The 23,600-nt window shown below is 63.6% G+C and carries 18 protein-coding genes and 3 pseudogenes; 9 read left to right on the top strand and 12 right to left on the bottom strand.

What is annotated here, in order from left to right; translation table 11 throughout:
* Positions 1-1,117: 1,117 nt before the first annotated feature.
* Both RT97_RS04870 and RT97_RS04865 read right to left on the bottom strand, forming a co-directional pair.
* On the bottom strand, positions 1,118-2,161 hold the full coding sequence (locus RT97_RS04870) for a ParB/RepB/Spo0J family partition protein (RefSeq protein ID WP_052810547.1): 1,044 nt from the start codon (positions 2,159-2,161) through the stop codon (positions 1,118-1,120).
* 1 nt (position 2,162) lies between these two features.
* On the bottom strand, positions 2,163-3,359 hold the full coding sequence (locus RT97_RS04865; protein ID WP_253278128.1) for a ParA family protein: 1,197 nt from the start codon (positions 3,357-3,359) through the stop codon (positions 2,163-2,165).
* 608 nt (positions 3,360-3,967) lie between these two features.
* Here RT97_RS04865 and RT97_RS04860 point away from each other — a divergent pair.
* The 4 genes from RT97_RS04860 to RT97_RS04845 all read left to right on the top strand — a co-directional run bounded on the left by RT97_RS04860 (position 3,968) and on the right by RT97_RS04845 (position 8,566).
* A complete protein-coding gene (locus RT97_RS04860) occupies positions 3,968-5,314 on the top strand; it encodes a replication initiation protein (RefSeq protein WP_172672156.1) in 1,347 nt (448 codons plus the stop codon).
* 596 nt (positions 5,315-5,910) lie between these two features.
* Complete coding sequence (locus tag RT97_RS04855) at positions 5,911-6,810, top strand: Bug family tripartite tricarboxylate transporter substrate binding protein (protein WP_080898165.1); 900 nt, start codon at positions 5,911-5,913, stop codon at positions 6,808-6,810.
* Between the two features lie 11 nt (positions 6,811-6,821).
* Positions 6,822-7,208: a chorismate mutase family protein gene (locus tag RT97_RS04850; protein ID WP_080898164.1), complete on the top strand. Its 387-nt coding sequence runs from the start codon at positions 6,822-6,824 to the stop codon at positions 7,206-7,208.
* A 1,001-nt stretch (positions 7,209-8,209) separates the two neighbouring features.
* Positions 8,210-8,566, top strand: coding sequence for an H-NS histone family protein (locus RT97_RS04845; RefSeq protein WP_042577655.1), 357 nt, complete (start codon positions 8,210-8,212; stop codon positions 8,564-8,566).
* A gap of 109 nt (positions 8,567-8,675) precedes the next feature.
* Here RT97_RS04845 and RT97_RS04840 read toward each other — a convergent pair whose 3' ends face one another.
* The 4 genes and pseudogenes from RT97_RS04840 to RT97_RS04830 all read right to left on the bottom strand — a co-directional run bounded on the left by RT97_RS04840 (position 8,676) and on the right by RT97_RS04830 (position 11,985).
* On the bottom strand, positions 8,676-9,830 hold the full coding sequence (locus tag RT97_RS04840) for a PAS domain-containing sensor histidine kinase (RefSeq protein WP_052810546.1): 1,155 nt from the start codon (positions 9,828-9,830) through the stop codon (positions 8,676-8,678).
* Positions 9,831-9,839: 9 nt separating this feature from the next.
* Positions 9,840-10,028: pseudogene (locus RT97_RS34185) on the bottom strand (alpha/beta fold hydrolase); the annotation flags it as partial.
* A gap of 720 nt (positions 10,029-10,748) precedes the next feature.
* Positions 10,749-11,336 carry an NADPH-dependent F420 reductase gene (locus tag RT97_RS04835; RefSeq protein WP_042577653.1) on the bottom strand — a complete coding sequence of 196 codons (588 nt, stop codon included), beginning with the start codon at positions 11,334-11,336 and terminating at the stop codon, positions 10,749-10,751.
* Positions 11,337-11,376: 40 nt separating this feature from the next.
* Positions 11,377-11,985: an FMN-dependent NADH-azoreductase gene (locus RT97_RS04830; protein WP_042577652.1), complete on the bottom strand. Its 609-nt coding sequence runs from the start codon at positions 11,983-11,985 to the stop codon at positions 11,377-11,379.
* A 163-nt stretch (positions 11,986-12,148) separates the two neighbouring features.
* Here RT97_RS04830 and RT97_RS04825 point away from each other — a divergent pair, with 163 nt between their 5' ends.
* Positions 12,149-13,069: a LysR family transcriptional regulator gene (locus RT97_RS04825; RefSeq protein WP_042577651.1), complete on the top strand. Its 921-nt coding sequence runs from the start codon at positions 12,149-12,151 to the stop codon at positions 13,067-13,069.
* Positions 13,070-13,367: 298 nt separating this feature from the next.
* Here RT97_RS04825 and RT97_RS04820 read toward each other — a convergent pair whose 3' ends face one another.
* Positions 13,368-14,003, bottom strand: a complete 636-nt coding sequence (locus RT97_RS04820; RefSeq protein ID WP_052810545.1) for an alpha/beta fold hydrolase — start codon at positions 14,001-14,003, stop codon at positions 13,368-13,370.
* A 280-nt stretch (positions 14,004-14,283) separates the two neighbouring features.
* On the bottom strand, positions 14,284-14,484 hold the full coding sequence (locus RT97_RS04815) for a hypothetical protein (protein WP_042577650.1): 201 nt from the start codon (positions 14,482-14,484) through the stop codon (positions 14,284-14,286).
* Positions 14,485-14,748: 264 nt separating this feature from the next.
* Between RT97_RS04815 and RT97_RS31995 the strand changes: the two genes are divergently transcribed.
* Positions 14,749-17,541 (top strand): GAF domain-containing protein, encoded by a 2,793-nt coding sequence (locus RT97_RS31995; RefSeq protein ID WP_052810544.1) that lies wholly within the window; start codon positions 14,749-14,751, stop codon positions 17,539-17,541.
* Positions 17,542-17,866: 325 nt separating this feature from the next.
* On the opposite strand, the gene RT97_RS04805 is transcribed toward RT97_RS31995, so the two are convergent.
* Positions 17,867-18,316, bottom strand: coding sequence for a hypothetical protein (locus RT97_RS04805; protein ID WP_042577649.1), 450 nt, complete (start codon positions 18,314-18,316; stop codon positions 17,867-17,869).
* A 418-nt stretch (positions 18,317-18,734) separates the two neighbouring features.
* Between RT97_RS04805 and RT97_RS33005 the strand changes: the two genes are divergently transcribed.
* A complete protein-coding gene (locus RT97_RS33005; protein WP_155403726.1) occupies positions 18,735-18,959 on the top strand; it encodes a hypothetical protein in 225 nt (74 codons plus the stop codon).
* Between the two features lie 827 nt (positions 18,960-19,786).
* Here the strand turns inward: RT97_RS33005 and RT97_RS04795 are convergent.
* Positions 19,787-20,215 (bottom strand): low affinity iron permease family protein, encoded by a 429-nt coding sequence (locus RT97_RS04795; protein WP_042577647.1) that lies wholly within the window; start codon positions 20,213-20,215, stop codon positions 19,787-19,789.
* A 395-nt stretch (positions 20,216-20,610) separates the two neighbouring features.
* Between RT97_RS04795 and RT97_RS33995 the strand changes: the two genes are divergently transcribed.
* Positions 20,611-21,087: an AAC(3)-I family aminoglycoside N-acetyltransferase gene (locus tag RT97_RS33995; RefSeq protein ID WP_042577877.1), complete on the top strand. Its 477-nt coding sequence runs from the start codon at positions 20,611-20,613 to the stop codon at positions 21,085-21,087.
* 274 nt (positions 21,088-21,361) lie between these two features.
* Positions 21,362-21,751 (top strand): annotated as a pseudogene (locus RT97_RS34075) (NmrA family NAD(P)-binding protein); the annotation flags it as partial.
* A gap of 141 nt (positions 21,752-21,892) precedes the next feature.
* Here RT97_RS34075 and RT97_RS34070 read toward each other — a convergent pair.
* Together RT97_RS34070 and RT97_RS04775 are read right to left on the bottom strand one after the other, a co-directional pair.
* A pseudogene (locus RT97_RS34070) lies at positions 21,893-22,207 on the bottom strand (CoA transferase); the annotation flags it as partial.
* A gap of 137 nt (positions 22,208-22,344) precedes the next feature.
* The gene (locus RT97_RS04775) at positions 22,345-23,154 is read right to left on the bottom strand and encodes an enoyl-CoA hydratase/isomerase family protein (RefSeq protein WP_042577646.1); all 810 of its coding nucleotides are present in this window, start codon (positions 23,152-23,154) and stop codon (positions 22,345-22,347) included.
* Between the last annotated feature and the right edge of the window lie 446 nt (positions 23,155-23,600).

The raw sequence follows: 23,600 nt of genomic DNA, 5'->3' as shown, positions 1-23,600 counted from the left end.
CTCCACCAGCTCTCCCGGTGGTGCCCCCTGTCGCAACGGACCCCCTTCTCCCCTGCAGCCGTTCCAATCCTGCAAGCGCGGCGAGCGCTGCCAACGGACAGACCCTCCCACGGCATTGGCTGGTGCGCGTGTGGAATCGCCGTAAGAGCTCCTTATGCCCATAGTGACTGTTGGCAACATTTTTGGAGTGCTATGGCGCCATGGTCCGCCGATCAGGTCCGGATCCTGTTGCGAACGTGCATCCACCACGTCGCCTGGAGGAGCCATCCGGCGTTTCGTGTCGGCCGAGCGCGTGGGGTGTGGTTCGGAACCACACCCCCTTGGAGCCCCGCACTCGAGCTGATCCATCCTTGCCGGAAGATCGCAGGGACAATTTTCAGTGCGCCGCGCGCTTGTCGAGCCTGGACCGCGCAATGGATTCCGCCCATAGCGTGGTGCTGCCATGGGAGAGAATTTGCCGCGCCGGAAGCTCAGTCTGAACGCTTGCGGGATGGAATCCTCCGTTTGAATGGTTGCGCTCCGGGGTGTGGTTCCGAACCACCCCCTCCAGTCAGCGCCGTTGGACACTGAACTTTGGGTAGGAAGTGACAACTACGAAACTCAAACTGGAAGCAATTCCGTTTTGACCACTCGCCCCTCATTGCTGCGGTAGCGCTGTCGGCAAACCTTACCGGAACCGGAACGGGGGGCACCCAGCGCTTGCGCAGCCAGAATATTCAGCGCAGCAAGCCAAACTAGGGCATTACAACGAAGGGCCGAGGCAGCAGCGGCTTTCGATGGATTGAGAGGGATCCAACCTGCCACGCGCGCATCCGGCGTGACCTTCAATCGCAAGCCCGGTTGGGGGGTCGACTGCACATCCGCCATGCTCAGCCTCCTTCGGTTCTCGAATCAAGAGAGTCATTCGGCAAAAGATCAGCGGGCACGCAGCCGAGGGGCTTCGTTCTCCGAACTGCGGGGTTCGCTGATGTGAAGTTTTGAGGGTAACGACGCCATTGTCCGGCTGCCACGTGGAGTCGATCCCTTGCCTTGCGTGGCGGACCCGCGCGACTTGTGACAGAAAAAAAAGGGGGGTGGTTCGGAACCACCCCCCCTTTACCTCTTGCTCTGTCTCAGCTCAAAGCTCGGCCATGAATGCCTGCAAGAGCTCCTGCAGCTTCCGGCGTTTGGCTTCGGTCAGCGGCAGATGGATGCGAATGCTTGCGCGGCCGTCGGCGTCGAACGTCAACGTCGCCGCTTTTTTGCCGGCCACCTGCAGCGCGTACGGGCGAGCTTGAACTTGTACATCGGCTTGCGAGGACAGCAACTCGTGCAACACCTCTTTGGCCAGCGCCCGCGGACTTCTCGTAGCCAGCCCCTGAGCTCTCGCCAACACGCCCGGTTCGTCTGTTTCCAATGCGCGGTTGAGCAGCGGAGCCCAACGCAATTGGATCTCGAGCGGCGAACGGAATGCGCTGACGACCGCATCCGGCAAACGCGCGAGCGCCAAGGATTTGCCGACATTGCTATGGTCGATGCCGAGCGTGGAGGCGAGTTGCCGGTTGGATGCGAACAGCCCCAGATCCAGGGCTCGGGCGTACATCATTCCCTGCTCCCATGGCGACAGATCCTGGCGTTCACGGTTCTCGCGCTCCATCTCGACAAACAACGAACGATCGTCGAGGTTATCCACCACCGCCAATACCGGAATGCCCAACTGCCGGCACGCCTCGTGGCGACGATGCCCAAAGACGATTTCGTAAAGCACGCCATCGGCCTGCTTTGCGCCGACCGGTCTGACCTTGATCGGTTGAACGTTGCCGCCCGCCTCCTGAATCTCACGCTTGAGGCGATCGAAATCCTCGCCATCGAAACTGCTTGCATGGCGGTTCGCATAACGGCTGGGCGCGATGGTCGCCGGATCCAATTGGCGCGTGGCCTTGGCGCCATCCCATGCGCGAAGATCTTCCACGACCTCGCCAAGCTCGGCTTCCAATCCCGCCACCCGCGCGGCAACCTGGCGCAATTCCTCGTTCTCCTTCAAGAGATCGGAGCGCGCGTCGTTGGCGAACGCCATCATCGCGCCCGGCGCCGTCTTCGGCTGCTTGGTGTCCGGCGAGAAGCCTGCACCGCTCGTCAACGACGCAAAGTCAATCTTGGATGCTTTGTCGCGCAGTCCCATGTCAATCTCCTGTAGACAGCAAAACACTTTCGGCCAACTGCCGCGCCCAGACCGCCTCGATCTGCTGTTCGACCAGCTCGCACATGCGATCGTAGGCGTCGCGCGCTCTGGCAAAGGTCTTGGAATTCACGGAGCCTCGGGGCAGGTCATACACCGTCCCGAACTCTGCGCTGGCTGTCGCGGCAACCGCCGTCTTCGGAATCTCGATCGGCAGGACCTTGTCGCCATAGCCCTCGAGTACCCATCGCCGGACAATCGAGCTGGCGGCATCCGATGCTTCCACGCGGGACAGGAGCACATCGATGAACTCGAAACTCTTGTTCTTGCCACGGCTGCGTATGAGTTGATTGCACAGGTCCGAAAACAGGTCCCAGAATTGCGCAGAGCTCGCGAAGTCAAGCGCCGACGGGGGAAGAGGCATGATCACGCCGTCGGCCGCCATCAGTGCATTGATGGTCACATAGCTCAAAGACGGCGGCGTGTCGATCACGATGACGTCATAGGCTTCCCGCAAGGCGTCCAGACCGCGATCCAGCACACGCCAGAATTCGAAGCCAGGATCCTTGGCCTGGCGCGCCGGCAGAATGAACTCGGCGCTGTAGAGCAGGGGAGCCGCGCATACGAGATCGATGTTCGGCCAATACGTGGGACGGATGGCATAGGAGAGATCTTCTTGATCGCCCGCGAACAATGGCATGGCCGTATGCTCCGGGTCCACTTCCGCATCAGGAAGCACGCCAAACAGGGTGGTCGCCGAGCCTTGGGGATCGAGGTCCAGCAAGAGCACCCGATGACCGCGCATGGAAAGCCCCTGCGCCAACGTCACTGCGGAAGTCGTTTTTGCGACGCCGCCCTTGAAGTTGGCGACAGTGATCGTGATGCCTGCCGCGCCCTTGGGCCTGATGTGCGACGCCCTGAAATCTCGGGACCAGGCCTGTGCTTCGGCCATCGTCCACTCGCGACGGTTGCCCTGGATATTGCCGGCGGGCAAGTCGCCACGTGTGAGGCGGTATGCAATCTTCGATTTGTCGACACCGCACAGCTCCGCAAGCTGCGCACTGCCAAGTGAAGGGGCGATCTTGACGGCCGTCGGCGCCAGCATCGCGGAGCGGATGTGATCCATCATGCCAGCGATGCGTTGCGCCTGGAGCTCGATATCCTCGAGGGACTGGCGTTTAATTGTTTGTTTGATGTCCACTTGAAAAGCCCTTGAAAATTCGACTGTCGTGCGATTATGCCCACCGTCTGCGAATAATCGAAGAATTCTCAAGTTTCAAGTGAAATCCGGCTTCAGTGGATCGAGTTTGTGGATAACTCTCCCGAGTTTAAGTAAATATTCAATACATTAGAGAAGTTAGGCGCACGCCGAAATTCGGAAAAGTTGTTTTCTGACAATGAGTTAGCGCGTTTATTTGCAGTGCGCTGTCCGTGATTTAACCGGATCCGTCCGTGGTTTTCTCGGATCCGTCCGTTCTCTGCTCGGAAGGTGTCCGCATGCGATCTCGCCCGCCGTCCGGCTGTGGATAACTCGATTTTCCATGCGCTTGAACCTCGCTGCAAAGCCTGAACTCGAACTGTCCGCGATTTACCCGGCGTTGTTGAGGACATTTCTTGGCCTGAAACCATGGGGCGTCCGCGATTTACTCGGGCTTGCAGGGCCTCCTCAACTGCTTCGCGTCCGTGCTTTACTCGCGCCAGGCCAAGGCCCGCTGAGCAAGCGTCCGTGGTTTAACCGCGAAGCTCCGCCCGATCCCAGGTGTCGGCGTGTGCATGGTGTCCAAGCATCATTGGACATATGATCTCCCTATGCCCGCGCCTCCCGACAGCTCCCTCATTCCGACCTCACGCCCCGGCGCAGGGGAGGCGCTGGAACTGCGCAAACCGCATGAAATGATCGTGATGGTCCCGCGCTCGGCGCGAGTGACCTTGACGGCCAGGCGCATCTACACGGTGCTGCTCCAAGTGTCGCAGGCCCGCCTGGGATCGATGGCCGCCATGCCGCTGGCAGATTTCATGTTCGAGGCGCCGCTGGCGGCGGTGCTTCGCACAACGGGTTCGGATGGCGCCGACCGCACCGCCGCCAAGCGTTATCTGGGCGAGATGCGCAGCCTGGAGGTGGACTGGGAGTCCACCGCGCCCGGCGACGGGGTGAAGTGGCGCGGCTTCTCCATGCTGTCCGAGGTGGCACTGGAGGTCCGTCGCGGCGAGACCTGGGTGAGCTGGTCCTTCCCGCCTTCCATCATGACTGCGCTGCGTGATCCGTCCCGATGGGCGCGCATCGAACTGGATGTGCTCGCACGGCTGAGCACCTATGCAGCCATCGCCCTCTACGAGATCTGCGTGCGCTATCGCGACAACCCAGGTGGCGTCACCAGTCGCAAACCGGTTGGCTGGTGGACGGATGCGCTGAGCAACATACCCGGCGGTGACAAACGCGAGTGGCGAAAGTTCAAGAACGAGCGCGTCAAGGAAGCGGTGGCCGAGATCAATCAGGAAACGGATCTGGAGATTGAACTCATCGAACATCGGCAGGGCAGGGTAGTGAGCGAGGTGCAATTCGCCGTGCGCCGCCGTGCCAAGACCGCCAACCCGGCAGGACAGGAAAAGCCGGTGGATGCCAATCTGGTGCTTCGCGGCGAGACGCTCGGGATCCGGGAGATCAAGCTGGACGGCCTGATCAAGGAGTTCGGGGAAGACAAGGTGCGCGAGCAGCTCGACACGCTGGAGCGCCGCGCCGCAAAGAACTCCCTGCGTGCAGTCGACAACGCGTACTCGTACCTTCGCTCCCTGTTGCGCAACGAGCGCCCGTCCCAAAGCGAGGTTGCGCCGGATCCGATGCCGCCCGACATCGTCCCTGCAGCGCCTTCGCCGCCCCTGGTCACGCAGCCCGCGCCGGCGGACTCGGCAGGCGAGCGGATCCGGGCGATGCGCAAGGAGATCGAGGCGATGGACCCGGCACAACGGCAGGTGTGGGTGGATCGCGCGCTGCAGTCGCTCGCATCGAAAGGGATGCTCACGGCCATCGTCAGCCGTCGCGCCTCGCAGGGCGACGTGATGCACGGCATGCTGGGTTCGGTGGTGGTGCAGACGTACGCAGCTGCCACGTACGGTCCTGATTGGAACGCGCAGCAGGGACCTGGCGCCTTGGCCTGAAGGCCGGCGCCGGCCCGGCTTTGTGGGCTCATTCCGCGCGTCGAGTGGCTTGCCGTGTTGACCCGGTCTCGGTCGGGCATGACGGTCATCAGCATCCGGCAACACGAGGGCGTATGCCTGCATGCGCCGGCCGGTGCCCGACCCTTGTATGGCACGCCGGCCGCGCGATGCCGCGAGTTGGCAGTCGGACCTTCCCCGGGCCGGCGGTCAACGGCCTGTTGAGGGACCGGCCGCCAGCCTGCGAAGGAGGTGGCGTCACATGACGCTCAGCCGCGGTCTTGCATGACAAGCAAAGGCGACGGGCCATGGTCTTGCCTGCCCGCAGGCAAGCCGAGTCCGCGCGGCACGATGTCGCGTGCAGCTCATCTTGCACATCAAGCAGGAGTTGATGCTGCGCCGCGTCGCGGAAAGACTTGGGCTTCCGATTCCCAATTCGTTCTGCCATGTCCCTTCCAATTTTTCGCAAGTTCGCCGCGCGTCTGCCATGGCTTTTTGGCGCGCTCTTGTGCGCCGGTGTCGCCTGCGCGCAATCGTCCGGTGTCACCAGCCGCGCCGATCCTGGCCCCCCGGACGCTTCGGGCGTCCGCCCGGTCGATATGAACTGGCCGACGCGACCGCTGCGCCTGGTCGTCGGCTTCGGCGGCGGGTCTTCGCCGGATTTCGTGGCGCGTGTCCTGGCGGCGCCGATGGCGAAGGCACTGGGCCAGCCGGTGATCGTCGAGAACCATCCGGGGGCCAGCGGCAACATCGCGGCGGACGTCGTCGCGAAGTCCACCGACAGGCACACGGTCGGGATCCTCATCAACGGCAACATGACGATCGCCAAGATCCTCAATCCGGCGACTTCCTACGATCCGCAGAAGGACCTCGTTCCGCTGAGCATCATCTGCACCGCGCCCCTCGTGCTCGCCACGACGCCGGAGGTCTGGAAGGCCGATCCCCGCGGCTTTGTCGAGGCGGCGCGTACCGCGGGAGCGAAGTGGAGCTACGGGACGCCCGGCATCGGCACGATCGGCCACCTCGGCATGGAACTCCTGAAGGCCCGCACAGGCATCGGCGCGGTGCATGTGCCCTACCAGGGCAACCCGCAGGTCATCACCGGTCTGATCGGCGCGCAGCTGCAACTGGCGCTCCTTCCGCCGGGCCTCGCACAGGAGCAGGTCAAGGCCGGAAAGCTGCGCGCCATTGGCGTGACCTCGGCGCGCCGTTCCGCACTCGTGCCTGATTACCCGACCCTGCAGGAGGCGGGCCTCAAGGATTTCGAACTCGAGATCTGGACCGCAGCGGCCGCGCCCGCGAGCCTGCCTGCTCCCATGGTGCAGCGGCTGACGCAGGTCCTCTCGGAAGTCATCCGCCTGCCCGAGGTGCGGCAGAAGCTTTTCCAGCACGGCTACGAGGCGGCTGGCATCTCGGAGGAGGCGCTGCTGCGCCGGGTGCGATCGGACACGGCCGCGCTCACCGAGATCATCGCGAGCCAAGGCATCAAGCTCGAATAAGGAGAACGCACATGAACTCAGAACATGGACTTGCGGGCGGACGCCGGGACAGCGCGGCCCCGGGCCAAGACACAACCGCGGCCACTGTCGGCAGCGGCGAGGACGCCCAACGGATCCTGCGAACGCTGCGCGACGAGCTCGACGGCCTGGACAGGACGCTGCTCGAGACCATCCGGCGCAGGCTCGACTGCTGTTGCCGCATCGGGCTGCACAAGCGTGACCATTCGATTCCGATGATGCAACCGCATCGCATCGGCGTGGTGCAGGAGCGTGCGGCGGCCTTTGCCACCGAGCACGGCGTGAGCCCGGTCTTCCTGCGTGCCCTCTATGAACTCATCATCGCGGAGACGTGCCGCCTGGAGGACGAGATCATCGGTGCGCCGTCGACATCTGAGTGAAGCGCCCGCCTCCCGCGGGGCGAGCGGCGGCCGGCCTGTTCGCAGTTCGTCGAGTCCAACGGTGACGTGTTGCCGCGCGCTCGTGCGCACAACGCCCGGCACGGTCGCGAGCACTACTGGCTGAGAACGCCACTGCGCGGACCTGCTGCAGCACGCTGTTCAAGGAGTTGCGGAGCGGCGCGGTCGGATCGGCGACGAGGCGGGCTGTCTGCTTCAAGGCGCCGTGCCACCGGGCGGCCGCCGAATCATAAGTGGCTGCCCGGCTATGAGGGTCGTGGACGCCTTCCTTTCTCGGGCCAGCGCCATGGCGCGCGTTGCAGCCTCTGCGCGGCGGGTGCATCCGCGACGCACCTTTTCGATCGGTTGGAACCTCTCGGGTCCCCGAGGCCACGCATGCGTCGGATCCTTTCTGATATCCACAGGTGCGGCTTGCACGTTTGGTGGGCAGCGTGATGCAGCCCGCTCCCGTCAACGTTCTTGATGGCAATGCAAGCGGTTCTCCACAAAGTTATGCACAGGCGCGGGGGACAACCTTCCGAGGCTGCAAGCGAGGCATCGCATCAGTGAGGCGCTCTGAGGTACAGCGGTGCCGGGCGGTCCACACTGCCATCGGTGGACGCGGCGTCGATGACGCGCTTCCATTTGCTCCCCTTGCGCTTTTTCGCGGGTTGCGCGGGCCTGATGCGATCTGGGATGTGGGTGTGGCCAGGTGGCAGTGCGGCGATGTTGAGAGAAGAGCCGCTTGAACGCCGCGCGATCCTTTCAATCAATGGCATCGAAGGATCGCGTTCAAATAACGCAGTTTGCAATAGCGCTGCGCGTGGCTTCGCTTCAGAGCCAACGCATTGAATGCAATTCGAAATCGGCGTTGTAATCGGCTGTCGGCATCTCGCCGGACATTAGGGCCGGAGACTGCCGGTTTCAACAGGCCAATAGGAGGTGACGAGAGTCCAGAGCGTTGCGCGTTAAGCTCCCGGTTTTCTATCCATTGAAGGTTGTTCATGGCAAAGACTTTTCTCCAGGTACAAAAGCAGATCGAGCAATTGCAAAAGGAAGCCGAGCAATTGCGCAGGAAAGAGGCCGACGGCGTGCTCAGCCGGATCAAGGAAGCCATCGTCGTGTATGGATTCACGGCCGCCGAACTCGGTTTTGGCAAGGCACCCACGCAGGCGAAAGTCGCAAAGAAACGCATTGCCAAGACCGCGCGCAAGACGCAGCAGACGTCTGCTGCCGCAACGAGCGCACCGAAATACAAGGATGACCAAGGCAATGTGTGGAGCGGCCGTGGTCCGCGTCCCGGCTGGTTCAAGGCGGCACTGGAAGCCGGCAAATCGGCCGAAGAGTTCCTGACCCAATAACAGAACGCGGTCTGGCGACGCCCAGTCTGCGCCTTCTGCTCGGGGGCCGGCGTCGGAAACAAGCGGTCTCGCAGGTGCCTTTCGAACGCGCAAGGCGTTTGCAGCGTCTTTAATCGGCCGATGGAAGGTCGGGCTTCGTGACCCCGCAGACGCGCGGAAGCACCGCCAGGAAAGTCGTTCCGGACGCTTCGTTTGATTCAACCTCCACGGTGCCGCCGTGGGCCTTCGCGATTTCCAGGATGATGAACAGGCCCAGACCGACGCTTCGGCCCGTGCCGCCTACAGCGCCGCGAACCATCGGTTGGAACAAGGAAGCGATCTTGTCGCGGGGGATCGGTGCCCCCCAGTTATGGACCGCTATTTCAGCGCGGTCGCTCAGCACAGAGGCCGTGATCGTCACTTCCCGGTGGGTGTCGCCGTAGGCGATCGCATTCGCCACCAGATTGCCGACCATCTGCGACACCCGATCCGGATCGACCTGACACTCGCCGTCGCCACGCGTTTCATGCCGCAAGGCCCGACCGGGAAATGACAAGGCGAGTTCGTCCACGGTCTGGGCCACGGTGTCGTGAAGGTCGACAGCGGAGGCATTGATGGACAGGCCCTTGCCTACGCGGGCCACCGTGAAGTCAAGCAGATCGGCGACGAGTCGGTTTGCTCGGTCCACCGACTGCGCCATGCGGGACATCACACGCGCCTGGTTGTCCGTGGGCGCATGCCTGAAAAGCAGCTGGATGCCCATGCCCACCGCCGACAGCGGGTTGCGCAAATCGTGACTCACGATGCCGATCATCTGCTCGGCGAACAGCGCCCTGTCCTTGGTCTCGGCCTGAAGGCGTTCGACCGCCGCAACCTGCACCTCGAGTCGCTTGCGCGAAAGCAGCAACTCCTGCTCGTACTTGTCCCGGTCCCGGGCGACGAAGGCCGCCACCTCCTGCGTGTGTGTGGGCCCGTGTCCATGGCGAATCACGTTCAGGACCATCGGCACCGAGCTTCCGTCTCGGTGCCGGACGTCAAGTTTCAATTCGGAGATCGATCCCTGCATCTCCAGCAGCGGCGCCCAATGTGTCTGGTGAAAGATGCGAGCACCCATGCTCAGCAGATCCTGGAGTCTGCGCTTGTTCACCAGGTCTGACTTCTCGTAGCCCAGCCACGTGCAGAACGGCGTGTTGACGCGCAGGAAAACGCCCCTCGCGTCCGTCTCCATCAATCCGCAGGGTGCGCCATCGAGGAGCCTTTCGCAGTCGGGATCGAGCGTGGTCACGGGATGCGGCTAGAGGCGGTGCTGCAACAGGAAGGAATCGATCGCGTCGCTGCTCGCGCCCGGCCGGCTCAGATGCGGGCAATGCCCCACATTCTCGATGACCTTGAGCACGCTGTTCGGCATGACTCTGTGCATGTACTCGCCCACCGCAACGGGGGCAATCAGATCGTCGTCGCATTGCAGAATCAGCGATGGGGTTGTTCTTTGCCAATAATGTCTGAGACACGATCACCAGCGAAATGTTCGGAACGACGACTTCGCCCCGATGCTCCGAAGTCTGAGACAACCGCGCGAGTCGACTCCGTACGGCGCAAACCGCGAGCAACAAAGTCCGAGACAACCACCCGGGCTACATAAGTCGTGCTGCTTTGCCGGATAAAGTTGGGTTTGACGCGCGGCAGTTACTAGAGTTGTCCCGGATTTCCGTCTTTTACCCACCAAGCCGCTGTCTCCTTTTGTGCACCGACACTCATGGCTTGCAGCGCGCATTGACCTAGGTAGAAGAAGGACGGCTGGCATTTTAAGGCGCGCCCTCGCGGCGGGGGCGCTGTGCACCTCGCGAACGGGTGCGTGTGAATGCCACGCTCCACCCAAGCAACATTGGATCCAACAAGTCGTTCGCCGATAGGCCCAGCTGACAGATCGTCCCGTTGTTGCGAACTCACGCGACGTCCGAGGCTTGTGCGAGGCGCCATTCGATCCGAGAGGATCCAGCTGTCGCGCTTTTCAGCTTGAGTTGCTTACTGCTATGGGCCCTGAAGCCAACGTTTGAATCAGTGCATCGACTGCCGGCTTAGCAGCGATTACGGTCGTTGGCCGCAGATTTTTGAATGACTGCTTCGCGACTCATCGCAGTCGTCGGACGTGCCGTGACGCGATGAGCTGTTCGAAGATCTCAAGCAGAAGCGCGAGCGAGAGTCACCCCTGCTTGATGAGATTCTGCAGAACCAGCGCGCCGCCTTTGTCCAGCAACGTACCGGACTCCGCGAGTGTCCCGAGGACGATCGGCGCGAAGCCCAGGTCGCCGACCAGCTTCGAGATGACGGCGGTGGCCTGCGTCTCATCCCCGGCCACGAACATGACCCGCCGTCCGCCGTGCTCAACCGGATTCATCGCCAGCAGCCTGGCCGGAAGTTGATTGAACGTCTTGACCACGCGTGCACCAGGGAAGGCAGACGCCACCACGAGCGTGGACGGCTGACCTTTCAGCGCTTCCGGCGGAACGCCGTAGGTGTTCATGGCGTCGACCACGATCTTGTCGGTCCACTGCCCTGCAGCGCGGGCGACATCGACGTGTGCGCTGAACGGCACCGCGAGAATGACCACGTCTGCGTTGACCGCATCCTGCAGGGTCAATGCCGTGACGTAGCCAACGAGTTCCTTTTCGAGGGTTTCGATGGTGTCGGGTCCACGCGTGTTGGCGACCCCGACAGCGATGCCGCCGCGCGCGAACTGACGGGCGAGCGCCGAGCCGACGTTGCCCGAGCCGATGATTGAGTAAGTCATGAAGATTCCTTAATTGATGATTGATTGAACGTCGGGTCCTTCAGGCCGAGATAGCTGCGATGTCGGCGAGCGCCTCTGCGACGGCAGCCTTTTTGGCCTCGGGGCCCATGGCGATGCCTTCGGCGCGCACGACGGTCACGTCGGTGATTCCCAGAAACGCGAGCAAGCCGATGAGGTAGCTCTCCTGGTGTTCGAGACCCGCCGCCGGGCTGCCAGCCGAATACACGCCCCCTCGCGCCGAGGCGATGAATGCCCTCTTGCCCTTCAGCAGGCCTTCGGGGCCAGTGGCGGTGTAGCGGAAGGTTTTGCCGGCGACCGCGATGCGGTCGATCCAGGCCTTGAGCGGCGTCGGAATCGACAAGTTGTACATGGGCGCGCCGATGACGAGGATGTCCGACGCGAAGAGTTCGTCCATGTACGCGTTGCCCTTGACCAGATCCGCCGTGATGGTCGCGTCTTCGGTGGCTGCACCGTTGAAGGCGGCCAGGTGGGCGCCGGAGAGGTGCAGCACCGGGTCGGCCGCCAGGTCGCGGGACACGACCCGGATGCCGGGGTGCAGGGCGCGGTGGCGCGCGACCAGTTCGGCGGAAAGTTGCCTGCTGACGGACGCGCCGCCGAGCACACTGGAGTCGAGATGAAGGAGTTGCATGAGAGCCTCAAAAGATTGATGAAGAAGTACGACCTGCCCGCTTCGGCGCACAGGGCCTCGGGAAGTCTTTTCCCGTGGCTTGAATGGTGGAGACGCGGCATCATTCTGAGAAGCCGGTATATTGAGATCTAATCCATCTGCCCTGGAGATGGAAGGAGTTCAAATGCTCGATGGCGTGTCCCTAGACCAGCTGCGAACGTTCATCGCGGCCGTGGATGAAGGCAGCTTCTCGGCGGCGGCCCGACGGCTCAATCGCGTCCAGTCCGCGGTGAGCGGGTGGGTCAGCAGCCTGGAGGGCCAAATCGGCGTCGTGCTGTTCGACAGGTCGGGCAGGTACCCGAAGCTGACACCCGAGGGCGTTCTCTTGCTCGCGGACGCACGCAACATCGTGTCCGGCGTCGACACGATGAAGGCCCGCGCAAGGTTGATGTCTGCCGGGTTGGAAGCAGAACTCTCTGTCGTGGTGGACGTCTTTTTTCCCACGGCGCTCGTCAGTGCGGCCGCAAAGGCGTTTGTGAGCCGATTTCCGCTCACTCCGTTGAGGTTGTTCGTGGAAGGTTTAGGTGCGGGATACCAGCCGGTGCTGGACGGACGGTGCAGCCTGGGAATACTGGCGCCGCTGGCGGTCGAGTTTCCGTCGCTAAGCAGCGAGAGCATTGGCCAGGTGACATTGGTCACCGTGGCCGCACCTGACCACCCGCTGGCGAGCTTCAAGCGAAGAATTCCAAAGGCTGCCTTGGCCAAGCACGTCCAACTCGTTCTCACTGACCGATCGGAGTTGAGCGCGGGCCGGGACTTCGGCGTCAAGTCGGCTTCGACCTGGAGATTGGCAGACCTTTCCACCAAGCACGCATTTCTTAGGGACGGCGTGGGCTGGGGCAACATGCCGATGCACATGGTGCAGAGCGACCTTGCGAGCGGCGCGCTGATTTCACTCGATGTCGAGGACATGCTGCCTGCCGGCTTTTCGCTGGCGATGGCAGCATTCCATCGCGCCCTAGATCCGCCGGGGCCCGCGGCCAGGTGGCTAGTCGACGACCTGAAGGCGCGCTGTTCGCACGACGCAATGGAGTTAAACACTTAGCCTGTTGAAAGGCTTATGCCGTGACTCGGTGGTGGTCCAGACTAGCGTCTGATCTCTCTGTAGAACGGTCACGACGCAGACTGAGGCCAGAGACCGCTTCATGCCCCTCACCGTCATTGATCGTCCGGTGCCGAACGACCTCAGGCAGTCTAGACCGGCCGTAGCGAATGGCCAACCGTGATTGTCGGCCTACCTAAGACTTGGCAGCAGAGCACCAAGCCGCTAGCGCTCCCCCGACCGATGGGCGTGTCTCAGACATTAATGCGCTGTCTCGGACTTTAATGCGCTGTCTCAGACATTAATGGCAAAGAACAGGGGTCTGCAGCTTCTCGATCACCGAACGGTGGTCCGACAGGAATGTCGCCCGCGCGAATTGCTTGGCGATTTCCGGATCCGTGCGACAGAAGCTGTTGGTCAGCTCCACGCCGAGCTCAGGCTGCTCGGGCGCTCCCATGATGGCCGGCGCCATCGTGCTCGACCATCCAAGGTAATTGCTCTCGAGGGTGTGCAGCAGGGAGTCGATATCGGCACGCTCGAATCCGCCGATGTAGTCGCCATCGTTGATGTAGCACGGCGATGGACTCACCATAGCGTGCGCCGCGATCAATCCGGGATTTGCCAGATCCGCCAAGGCACCGATCATGGCGCTGACCGAATGACCAATGAAAACGGCGGGCCCCTCCCGATATTCCTTCACGATCTCCGCCACGTCGCGGGCGTGGCCTTCCAGCGTCGAATACTTGTGCGTGTCGAACGCTGACAGATCCGAAGCGCCGCTCCCCACGAGATCGAAGACCACCGTTCGATAGCGCCCGCGGTACTCCGGTTCCAACAGTCGCCACATGTTCTGATCGCAGCCGAACCCGTGGGCAAAGAACAGGGTCGCGGGGCCGCGTCCATCGGCACGGATCTGATGGCGCTGCTGCAGGTTCATGGTGGATTCAAGGGCAGGGAAGTCATCAGGGGAGGGAGGAGCCCGCGGAGCGTCGTGCAACGAGGGCAACGCGCCTCAGGAAGGCTGGGACAAGCCATTATCGACGCGGGGCGAGGCAACTCGGAAGCAGGCCGGCTGCGAGAACCTTGCGTACCGGGCCCAGCCGGCGATGCTGTCGCTGGCCGAGGTGAAAAGCGCCATGCGACATCGTCGGTTCACGCGATTGCTGCGCCGCCTTCCCGATAGGCCATGAGGCTTGCGCTCGGGGGTGTCCACCAACTCAGGGCTTCGCGGGTTGTGGCGCGCTCTGGCCCTGCGCGGCCGGCGGCTGGGGCGGCGCCTCGCCGCGCTTGTCCACCGCATAGAAGTAAGCCACTGCGCCGAGAAACACGATCACGGCGGCGCATGCGCCCCAGACGAAGACCCGCCGGTTGTCGCGGTCGTCGCTGGTTTCCGAGGGGGTGTTGCTTGAAGCACGCATGGCCTGTCTCCTTCGTGGCGACCAGCATTGGCGCTGCACTTGCTCGGGACTGTAGGAGCGCACCGCCGTTGGGATGCAGCCGACGTCGACATGTGCGGTGGCTCGTCAAAGCGCGACCCGGTCCGGTTGATGGTCTTGCTCGGTCGCAGGCGCGCGCGAGGCATTTGCCGGACATGTCCTTGAAATCCTCTGCGCGACGCTATATTCCTTGGGCCTGCGCGCCATGAGGCGGCGGCTGCGGCTTGGCTATAGAAGGAGCTAGCGATGGTGGACGATTCCGGCTGCGCAGAGCGCTCCCGCGTCGGTGGGCAGGCAACGCATCCCGCATTTTTGGAGGGAGGCGGGGAGCTGGGCAGGCTGGTGCAGGCATTTCCCTGGCATCGGACGTCGCTGGGCCCCATCGGCAATTGGCCTCAGAGCCTCAAATCCGCGACCAGCCTGCTGCTGCGCTCGCCAGTGCCGATCGTGATGCTGTGGGGCGAGGCGGGCTTCATGATCTACAACGATGCCTATTCGAAGTTCGCGGGCGAACGCCATCCGCAGTTGCTCGGCTCCAAGGTGCGCGAGGGGTGGCCGGAAGTGGCCGATTTCAACGGCCATGTCATGAAGGTCGGCCTGGCCGGTGGCACGCTGAGCTTCAAGGATCAGGAGCTTGTCCTGCATCGCCACGGGAAGCCCGAGCCTGCATGGATGGACCTCGACTACTCCCCGGTCCTCGACGAAAGCGGCCGTCCCGCCGGCGTGCTCGCGATCGTCGTGGAGACGACCGAGCGAAGGGCGCTCCAGGAGCGCGAGCGCTTCCTCTTGAAGCTGAGCGACACCGTGCGCGACCAGATGGACCCGGTCGCCGTGGCCAGTGCGGCTGCCGAACTGCTGGGCCGTCACCTGGGTGTGGGACGCGCAGGGTATGCCGAGATCGATGCCGCCCAGCAGACGGTCACCGTCGCACGCGACTGGAGTGCGAGCGGCATGCCGACCCTGGCCGGAGAGTCGCGCCTGCTCGATGGATTCGGTCCCGAGGTCATCGCCGAACTGAAGGCCGGTCGCACGCTTGTGATCGAGGATTTCCGCACGGATGCGCGTGCCGGTGACGGGTACGCCCACACGTGGGACAGCATCGGCACGCGCGCGCTCATCGTGGTGCCTTTGCTGCGCAATGGCGGCCTGCGCGCCATCTTCTACCTGCATGAATCAGCGCCACGCGCGTGGTCAGCCAACGACATCGATCTGGCCAATGTGACTGCGCAGAGAACCTGGGACGCGGTTGAACGCGCGCGCGTGGAAACGCGGCTGCGCGACAGTCGTGACCGCCTCGCCATGGAGACGCAGGCGCTGGAGACCATCAACGGCATCGGCGCGCAGATCGCTGCCGAGCTCGACCTCCAGACGCTGGTGCAACGCGTGGTCGATGCGGGCGTGAAGCTCACCGGCGCGAGCTTTGGCGCGTTCTTCTACAACATCGTGGACGAGGCCGGCGAGCGGTACACGCTCTATTCACTCTCGGGTGCCGAGCGGGCCGCGTTCGAGAATCTGGGTCTTCCGCGCGCGACCGCCGTGTTCGCGCCCACCTTCCGCGGTGAGGGCGTGATCCGCTCGCCGGACATCCTCGAGGATCCGCGCTATGGACAGAACCCGCCCCACAAGGGGATGCCAAGGGGGCATCTGCCGGTGCGCAGCTATCTGGCGGTACCGGTGGTGTCACGCTCGGGCGAAGTCATCGGCGGGCTGTTCTTTGGTCATGTGATGCCGGGCATGTTCACCGAACGCTCGGAGCGCGTGATGGTCGGCTTGGCGGCGCAGACAGCCATCGCCATCGACAACGCGCGGCTGTTCGAAGCAGTGCACCAGGCGAACACGCAGCTCGAGGAGCGCGTCAAGGCCCGCACCGCCGAACTCGAACTGGCGCACGAGCGGCTGCACCAGTCCCAGAAGATGGAGGCCGTCGGCCAGCTCACAGGCGGCATCGCCCACGATTTCAACAACATGCTGGCCGTCGTCATGGGTTCGCTCGAATTGCTCAAGCGCTGCGTCGGCGATGCGGACCCGCGCGTCCAGCGATACACCGAAGCCGCCATGGACGGCGCTCGGCGCGCCGCCGTGCTGACGCAGCGGCTGCTTGCGTTCTCACGCCAGCAGCCGCTGCGACCCGAGCCGATCGACGCGAACAAGCTGGTGGCGGGCATGTACGACCTGCTGTGTCGGGCGCTGGGCGCCGACGTGTTGCTGGTGACCGCGCCCACCGACGGGCTCTGGTGCGCCCACGCGGATCCGAACCAGCTCGAGAACGTGATCCTCAACCTTGCGGTGAATGCGCGCGACGCCATGGCCGACGGCGGGCGCCTGACCATTGCAACCCAGAACGCAGACCTCGACGGCCAGGACCCCGATTCCCGCGCGGGCGTGCCCTTGGGGCAGTATGTCGTCATTGCCGTCACCGACACCGGTGTCGGCATGAGCGAGGAGGTCATCGCGAAGGCCTTCGATCCGTTCTTTACCACCAAGGGGGTCGGCAAAGGCACGGGCCTCGGGCTGAGCCAGGTGTATGGTTTCGTCAAGCAGACCGGTGGCCACGTGAAGATCTATTCCGAAGTCGGTCACGGCACCACGGTCAAGGTCTTCCTGCCGCGATTTGAAGGCGCCGCCGAAGGCGACGGGTGCGTGCCGCGCACAGACGACGTGCCGCTCGGCGAGCGACAGGAGATGGTCCTCGTGGTGGAGGACGAGCCAGCGGTCCGCCAGCTGAGCATCGACGCGCTCACGGAGCTGGGATATCGCGTGCTCCACGCAGATGGCGCCGCAGCCGCCTTGCGTCAGCTGGAATCACATCCCGAGATCGCGCTCCTTTTCACCGATGTCGTGATGCCCGAAGTCAACGGGGCCAAGCTCGCGGAGGAGGTGCGCCGACGCTGGCCTTCGGTCAAGATTCTCTTCACCTCCGGCTATTCACGCAACGCCGTGGGACGCAACGGCATGCTCGAGGGCGGGGTCGAAATGATCGGAAAGCCGTACACGCTGGAAGCTTTGGCCAAGAAGGTCAGGGAGACCCTGAAAGGCTGAGACGGCGATGTGACGTTGAATTCGGCCTGCCGCGGAGTCCTACGGGATCTACCGCACAGGGGGCGGCGAATGCTGCGATCCTGTAAGCTCTCAGTCCGGGTTCCGACAGCCGCACTGATCGTCTTTCGTTCGCAGCGGCGTTGTGCCGGTCACCGGCACCGAGGTGCTCGAGGCGGTTCGCGCGAGCGTTGCGGGTGGCTTGGCTGTGAGGCGCGTGGCCAACGGTCGCGCGCGCTTTCCTTTGCGCGGTCGATGCCCCCTTCCGGCGATCGTGGCGCGACAGGAGCGCGCTTTCAGCGCCCTCCCAGCCGAGAGCTCGCCAGGTTCAGAGGCAGGACAACCTCAGTGCCTCGATGCGGCCGCCAAAACCGAGCTTGCGAACCAGGCCCCCTTCGCGGCTGTTGGCCTCGAAGCGCACCGTGCGATCCTTGAACATGGCGTGCTCGTACACCTCGAGGGTGGCGCGAGGGCCTACGCTCACGCTGTCGATGTCGCGCTTGAGCTGGCGTGCGGTGCCTTTGTCCAGGCTCTGCACCTGGGCGGGACCCACGAGCGTGGCGACATCGCCTTGAAAGTCGCGCTTCGAGTAGAACTGTGCCCAACAGCCCGATGCGAGCCGAGGATCCTCGACGCGGACGGGGACCAAGAGGATCGTGGGATCGGGCTGGTTGTCGATGGCCGTGGTTGAGGCCGACGAAGACGGGGTGGGGCTGTTGCCGGCGCAGGCGCCGAGCGCGACGACGCTTGCGATCAGGAGGGAACGGTGAAGATTCATGGGGGTCATGGGCCTGGCTCGGCCCGAGGCGGTTTCAGAGCAATGCACGTTATCGTGCCGATCATGGCGGCAACGTAGGAGCAGGACGCGTAGCGCGGCTCGATGCCCCCGACAACGCTGCGCCGCGGCGAGGGTTCATTGAAGGCAGGCAGCACACGCCGCATTGCAGCCTGCCGTACAACCGCGGAGGCTCGACCCGTCCTCGTTAGTCACAGTCGTCTGGCCACGGTGCCCCATCGGCTAGGGGATGCGTGCCCTTGGCGTTTTTGCGACGTTGCGGCAGCGAGGTCAGACGCATGGGCCAGCGACCGTCGCGCCTCGCGCGATCGAAATTGTGGGGCGGGCGCGCGCGGCCGACTCCTACAGCGCGCTCGTTCGAGCCAGGCGGATCCTGATTCCCCAGACAAGGAGCAATTCGATGACCGACTACGTCAAGCCACCGCAAAACAAGCCCGTCCTGATTCCCGACCCGGATGCTCGACGCGACGTCGCCGAGAGCGGGGAACTCACGCAGGACGAGGCGAAGGAGCGCAGTTCGGAAGGAGAAAGCTTGCAGACCCTCACGCGTGAACGCGATCCCTTGCCGCGTGGCAGGTTTGCAGCGGATCAAGACAATCCTGCTTCTGAGGGCCCACGGCGCTGAAGGCACGCCGCGGCTTGGCGGCCTTGTACGGTTTACCCCCGGAAAGGTTGAGGCTGCGACGCAGGCAGCGCTCACTGACCTCGCCCCTCAGGGGCGACTCCCTCGCAATCTCTCGGAGGTCGCATGCGCGGTTCTGAGCTTGCGCAAGATGTTGGTCAATGCCTGGGGGGGTCGTGTGCAGTTGTCTGGCCGCCCTGGACGGGCGCATGCCTTCGACAAGCACCAATCGCGCAGCGGGCAGCGAAGGCGAGGGTTGCAGGTTCAGCGTTTCGGACAGCCGCCAGAAATGCGCGGAGGTGAAACTCCCCAGGTTCGAAGGCGACGAGCGCGAGACGGTCGCCTGCCGAGTGTCCAGGACGCACTTCGATGCGGGGTCGATTTCCGCGATGCGAGCGATGAGGACCTCGAGGTAGGCCTGTGCGGCGGGCGTGCCGGAAACCCAATTCGAACGAATGGCCAGTTTCGAGCCATCTTCGGGAAGGGTGTGCTCCCAATTCAATCTCAACTCGTTCATGGCTGCTTCGCGCGACGTGGATCACCCAGCCCCCCGATTCGCCGGAGTTCCCTCCTGCCAAACAACGCGCGTAACCAGAAGACCTGCCAGGGCGTGTGGCGGCCATGCACGACACGGTCTACCGGAAGGATCTGTTGAGAAAAGTTCATGATGGGTTTCCGTTGAGTTGCATTGCACCCGCAGCAATGCTTGCGGGCCGGCCATGCAGGATCAATGCCGACAGCCGGGCTCTCGGCCGCTCGCAAAAACATTCGAAGACAGGCACGAGGCTCACGAGAGCATGTGACGGGTGTGAGCAGGGGGTGGCCGACGCTCAATCGTCGCGCTTGGCAAGGTCTTTCTCGTGGCCGCGCCTGCGACGCTCGGCCCGAGTGCGCTCCAGCGTGGCGTGGCTCCTTTTGGCGGCAGCCTCACAGCGTTCGTGCAGGGCGCTCAGCTCGTGGTCGGTGAGCTTTTCGATGCCCATGAATTCGTCCTGCGCGTCGGACGACCGGATGAGCTCGTCGAGCTTTGTCTGCAGAGCCACACCGTCGCGGTTCTGCGTGTTCTGGATCAGGAACACCATGAGGAAGGTGACGATGGTGGTGCCGGTGTTGATGAGCAACTGCCAGGTTTCGGAGTAACCGAAGAACGGGCCCGCTACCGCCCACGCCACGACCATCGCCACGCATGCAAGAAAGGTGGCCGGGCTCCCCGCGATGTGCGCGATCTTGTTGGCGAACGAGGCAAACAGACGGTCCATGAACAAGGTCTCTCCTTGCGCCTAGCGTAAGACCACCTCTGCGCGCGGCGCGTCGGCGAGTGCCGCAAGCGTGGCGCCATGACTGTCGTGTGAGCATGTCGGCGCGCGCCCTCGTGTTGCGGTGGCGGCATGGCCGCCGCACAAGGCTCCACCTCGTGGCAACGAGCGCGCTGTCCGCCACGGGCACATGCACGTTTTGCGCTGCCGTACCGCAGGGCGGGTGGTGCAGGCCGATGCCGCCGCAGGCGTCGGTGGTGTCGATGACCCGCCGCTCGAGCGGGTTGCAGTCTGGACAAGGTCAATCGCCTTCGGGAAAAATCGCGCGACAGGTGCGCCCGGCAGACCAGCGCTTCCGCCCGATGCGTGCGAACACGGTGCAGCCTTTCCTGTTCACGATGTCCCTCGAGCCCACGCCTTCCTTCACGATCCAGCAACTGTCGGCGACAGACGATGTGCTGATGAATGCGCTCCTTGACGTCTTCGGCGAAGCCTTCGAGGACGCGGAGACCTACAGCGCGCACCGTCCGCGTCCCGCCTATCTTCGGCAGCTGCTCGCCAGCGACGCCTTCATCGCCCTGGTGGCCGTCGAGGGATCACAGGTGGTCGGAGGGCTGGCAGCCTACGAGCTGAAGAAGTTCGAGCAGGAGCGCAGCGAGATCTACATCTACGACCTCGCCGTTGCCACCGGGCAGAGGCGCAGGGGTGTCGCGACCGGACTGATCCGCGAACTCCAGCGCATCGGCGGCGAGCGGGGCGCCTATGTCCTCTTCGTGCAAGCGGACCTCCCGGATGAACCGGCGATTGCGCTGTACGCGGGACTTGGCGTGCGCGAGGACGTGCTGCACTTCGACCTTCCAGTGCGCGCGCGTTGACGCCGGGAAATCGGTCATGCGACGTTGCTGTCCGTCAAGCCGAACACCTGACCGGAAGAAACACTGCGGCCCGGCCGTCTTCTAGCCGTTCAACATGAGGGAGCCCTCCGGGTACTGCGCGCACATGAAGTCGACGAGCGCCCGGATCTTGGGTGCAGGCAGTCGCGTATGCAGGATCCACAGTGCCACCTGCGCCCCTGACACCATGCCCCACTGAACCTCGTCACCGGTGCCACCGGCACCATCGGTTCCCTCGTCGTCCAGGGCCTGGCCAATGCCGGGGCCGGAGTCAGGGCCCTTGTTCGCACACCCCGCGAAGAAGGTCTTCCCGAGCCGCGTCGAGGAGGCCGTCGGCGACCCGATCGACGCGCCTTCGATGCGCGCGGCCTTGTCTTCGGTACGGACGCTGTTTTTGCTGAACGCCGTCTCGCCCGACGAAGTGACGGAGGCGCTCGTCGCGCCGAACCTGGCGCGCGAGGCCGACATCGAACGCATGGTCTATCTGTCTGTGGACATGTTCGCCGACGTGCCGCACTTCACCGCCAAGCACATGGTGGAGCGAATGATCGAGAGCCTCAACATACGCGCCACGATCCTGCATCTGGCCTGCTTCATGCAGAACGAGCGCTCGGTGCTGCAGGTGATCCAGGGCCACGACGTGTACCCGATGCCGGCATGCTCGGCGGTCGTCGCGATGATCGATGCGCGAGAGATTGCGGAGATCGGAGTACGCCAATTCGTATTCGGACGCGGCATGAATCACCGGTGCATAGGCCGGCGCAGCTGCCATCGGGCCCTTGTGTCCGAAGCCCGAGATGGAACAGTAGATCAGGTGTGGATTGGTGGCCGACAGCGATTCATAGTCCAGACCGAGCCGTTGCATGACGCCGGGGCGGAAGTTCTCGACCACGATGTCGGATTCCTGCGCCAGCTCGCGCGCGATGCGCTTACCTTCAGCTGTCTGAAGATCCAGGACCACGCTTCGCTTGCCGCAGTTCATCGACGCATAGTAGGTGCTGAAGCCCGAGCGGTGCGGCGGCCGGTGGCGAACCACGTCTCCCGACGGGGGCTCGATCTTGATCACGTCGGCACCGACGTCCGCCAGCGCTCGGGTGCACATGGGGCCTGACATCACGATGGTGAAGTCGAGTACGCGAATGCCGGCCAGAGGGTCGCGCGGCAATGCGGACGATCCCAGGCCCGCCCAGGCTGCGGGTTTCCGCTGGTCGCGAGCAGCGTCGTTGGTCGCCGCCATGATCAACCTGCGGTGAACGCTGGCTTGCGTTTCTCGGCGAATGCGCGCGTCGCCTCGCGGTGGTCTGCCGTCTCGAACGTGACCTGCTCCAGCGACATCGAGGCCTCAAGCAGCAAATTGACCCGCTCCTTGATGACAGTGTTGATCGAAAGCTTCGTCCAGCGGATGGCCCATGTTGGACCGTTTGCGAGCTCCAGCGCGATGGCCCGCGCTTTCGCCACTACTTCGGTACGCGGCACTGCATGGTTGACCAGGCCGATCCGTTCGGCTTCCACTCCGGTGAGCAAGGTTCCACGCATCAGGAACTCTTTCGCTTTTGAGACGCCCACCAGCAAGGGCCAGATCACCGTACCGCCGTCGCCCGCCACCAAGCCGACGCGGCTCACGTGCGTGTCGCCGATGCGCGCGTCCAAGGCTGCAACCGTGACGTCGCACAGAAGCGCGATCGTTGCGGCCAGGCCGATCGCATCGCCGTTGATGGCACAGACGATCGGCTTGTCGAGCTCGAGCAATCGTTTGACCAATCGGCGGCTGATCATCGGATCGTGAACCTCGCCTTCTTCCAGCACATCGCCTCCCGGGCGAACGGCCATGGCCTTCACGTCCCCGCCGACGCTGAAATAGCTTCCTGCGCCCGTCAGCAGCACCGCATTGACTGCCTTGTCATCGGCAAGGTCGTCCCAGATGGTCCTGAGTTCGTGAATAAACCGTTGGTTGATCGCATTGCGGGCGTCAGGGCGGTTCAACGTGACGGCGGCGACCTTGTCAGCGACCTCGACGCGGATGTGCTCATAGGTGGCGTAGCGTTGCATGTTTGTCTCCAGAAAATGGTGTTTGAGGACCGGCTCAGTCACTGCCCCGATCCGTGGTCCAAGGATCGTTGGACAGCCTCGGTCGCACAAGATGACGCGCGGCACACAATCTGTGCCGACGCGGCACAGATGCCCCGTGTACCTCTCGCATCAGAGGTCTGCGGCACTGCTCGATCTCGCTGTCGAAGTCGGCAACTCGATGGCGGCCAATGCGGAAGAATTCGAGTTCGTCGTGCGCCTGGTGGGCAATAGCTCTGACATGTACCCTGGCCTCGACTTGGCGATTGGAGACTGTTTTCCGGCAACGACTCAGCAACACTTCTGGACAGCGGTGTTCCTATAGGTAGCGACGCAGATCAGGAACGGCCCGATAGGCAACACGGACCCGCCAACTGAGTGCAGCATCGGCAGCGACGAATTGCGTCCATTCGCCAGCCGTCTTCTGC

Source organism: Variovorax paradoxus, assembly GCF_000834655.1.
Taxonomy (GTDB): domain Bacteria; phylum Pseudomonadota; class Gammaproteobacteria; order Burkholderiales; family Burkholderiaceae_C; genus Variovorax; species Variovorax paradoxus_F.
Note: the sequence above shows the minus strand (reverse complement) of the source record. Positions and strands in the feature narration are given on the sequence as shown.

Coding starts and splice junctions, on each gene's coding strand:
- RT97_RS04795 (WP_042577647.1), bottom strand. CDS start 20,215: ATGGACCGTCTGTTTGCCTCGTTCGCCAACAAGATCGCGCACATCGCG.
- RT97_RS04855 (WP_080898165.1), top strand. CDS start 5,911: ATGAACTGGCCGACGCGACCGCTGCGCCTGGTCGTCGGCTTCGGCGGC.
- RT97_RS31995 (WP_052810544.1), top strand. CDS start 14,749: ATGGTGGACGATTCCGGCTGCGCAGAGCGCTCCCGCGTCGGTGGGCAG.
- RT97_RS33005 (WP_155403726.1), top strand. CDS start 18,735: ATGACCGACTACGTCAAGCCACCGCAAAACAAGCCCGTCCTGATTCCC.
- RT97_RS04820 (WP_052810545.1), bottom strand. CDS start 14,003: ATGAACCTGCAGCAGCGCCATCAGATCCGTGCCGATGGACGCGGCCCC.
- RT97_RS04835 (WP_042577653.1), bottom strand. CDS start 11,336: ATGACTTACTCAATCATCGGCTCGGGCAACGTCGGCTCGGCGCTCGCC.
- RT97_RS04830 (WP_042577652.1), bottom strand. CDS start 11,985: ATGCAACTCCTTCATCTCGACTCCAGTGTGCTCGGCGGCGCGTCCGTC.
- RT97_RS04805 (WP_042577649.1), bottom strand. CDS start 18,316: ATGAATCTTCACCGTTCCCTCCTGATCGCAAGCGTCGTCGCGCTCGGC.
- RT97_RS04850 (WP_080898164.1), top strand. CDS start 6,822: ATGAACTCAGAACATGGACTTGCGGGCGGACGCCGGGACAGCGCGGCC.
- RT97_RS04845 (WP_042577655.1), top strand. CDS start 8,210: ATGGCAAAGACTTTTCTCCAGGTACAAAAGCAGATCGAGCAATTGCAA.
- RT97_RS04815 (WP_042577650.1), bottom strand. CDS start 14,484: ATGCGTGCTTCAAGCAACACCCCCTCGGAAACCAGCGACGACCGCGAC.
- RT97_RS04860 (WP_172672156.1), top strand. CDS start 3,968: ATGCCCGCGCCTCCCGACAGCTCCCTCATTCCGACCTCACGCCCCGGC.
- RT97_RS04775 (WP_042577646.1), bottom strand. CDS start 23,154: ATGCAACGCTACGCCACCTATGAGCACATCCGCGTCGAGGTCGCTGAC.
- RT97_RS04825 (WP_042577651.1), top strand. CDS start 12,149: ATGCTCGATGGCGTGTCCCTAGACCAGCTGCGAACGTTCATCGCGGCC.
- RT97_RS04870 (WP_052810547.1), bottom strand. CDS start 2,161: ATGGGACTGCGCGACAAAGCATCCAAGATTGACTTTGCGTCGTTGACG.
- RT97_RS33995 (WP_042577877.1), top strand. CDS start 20,611: ATGTCCCTCGAGCCCACGCCTTCCTTCACGATCCAGCAACTGTCGGCG.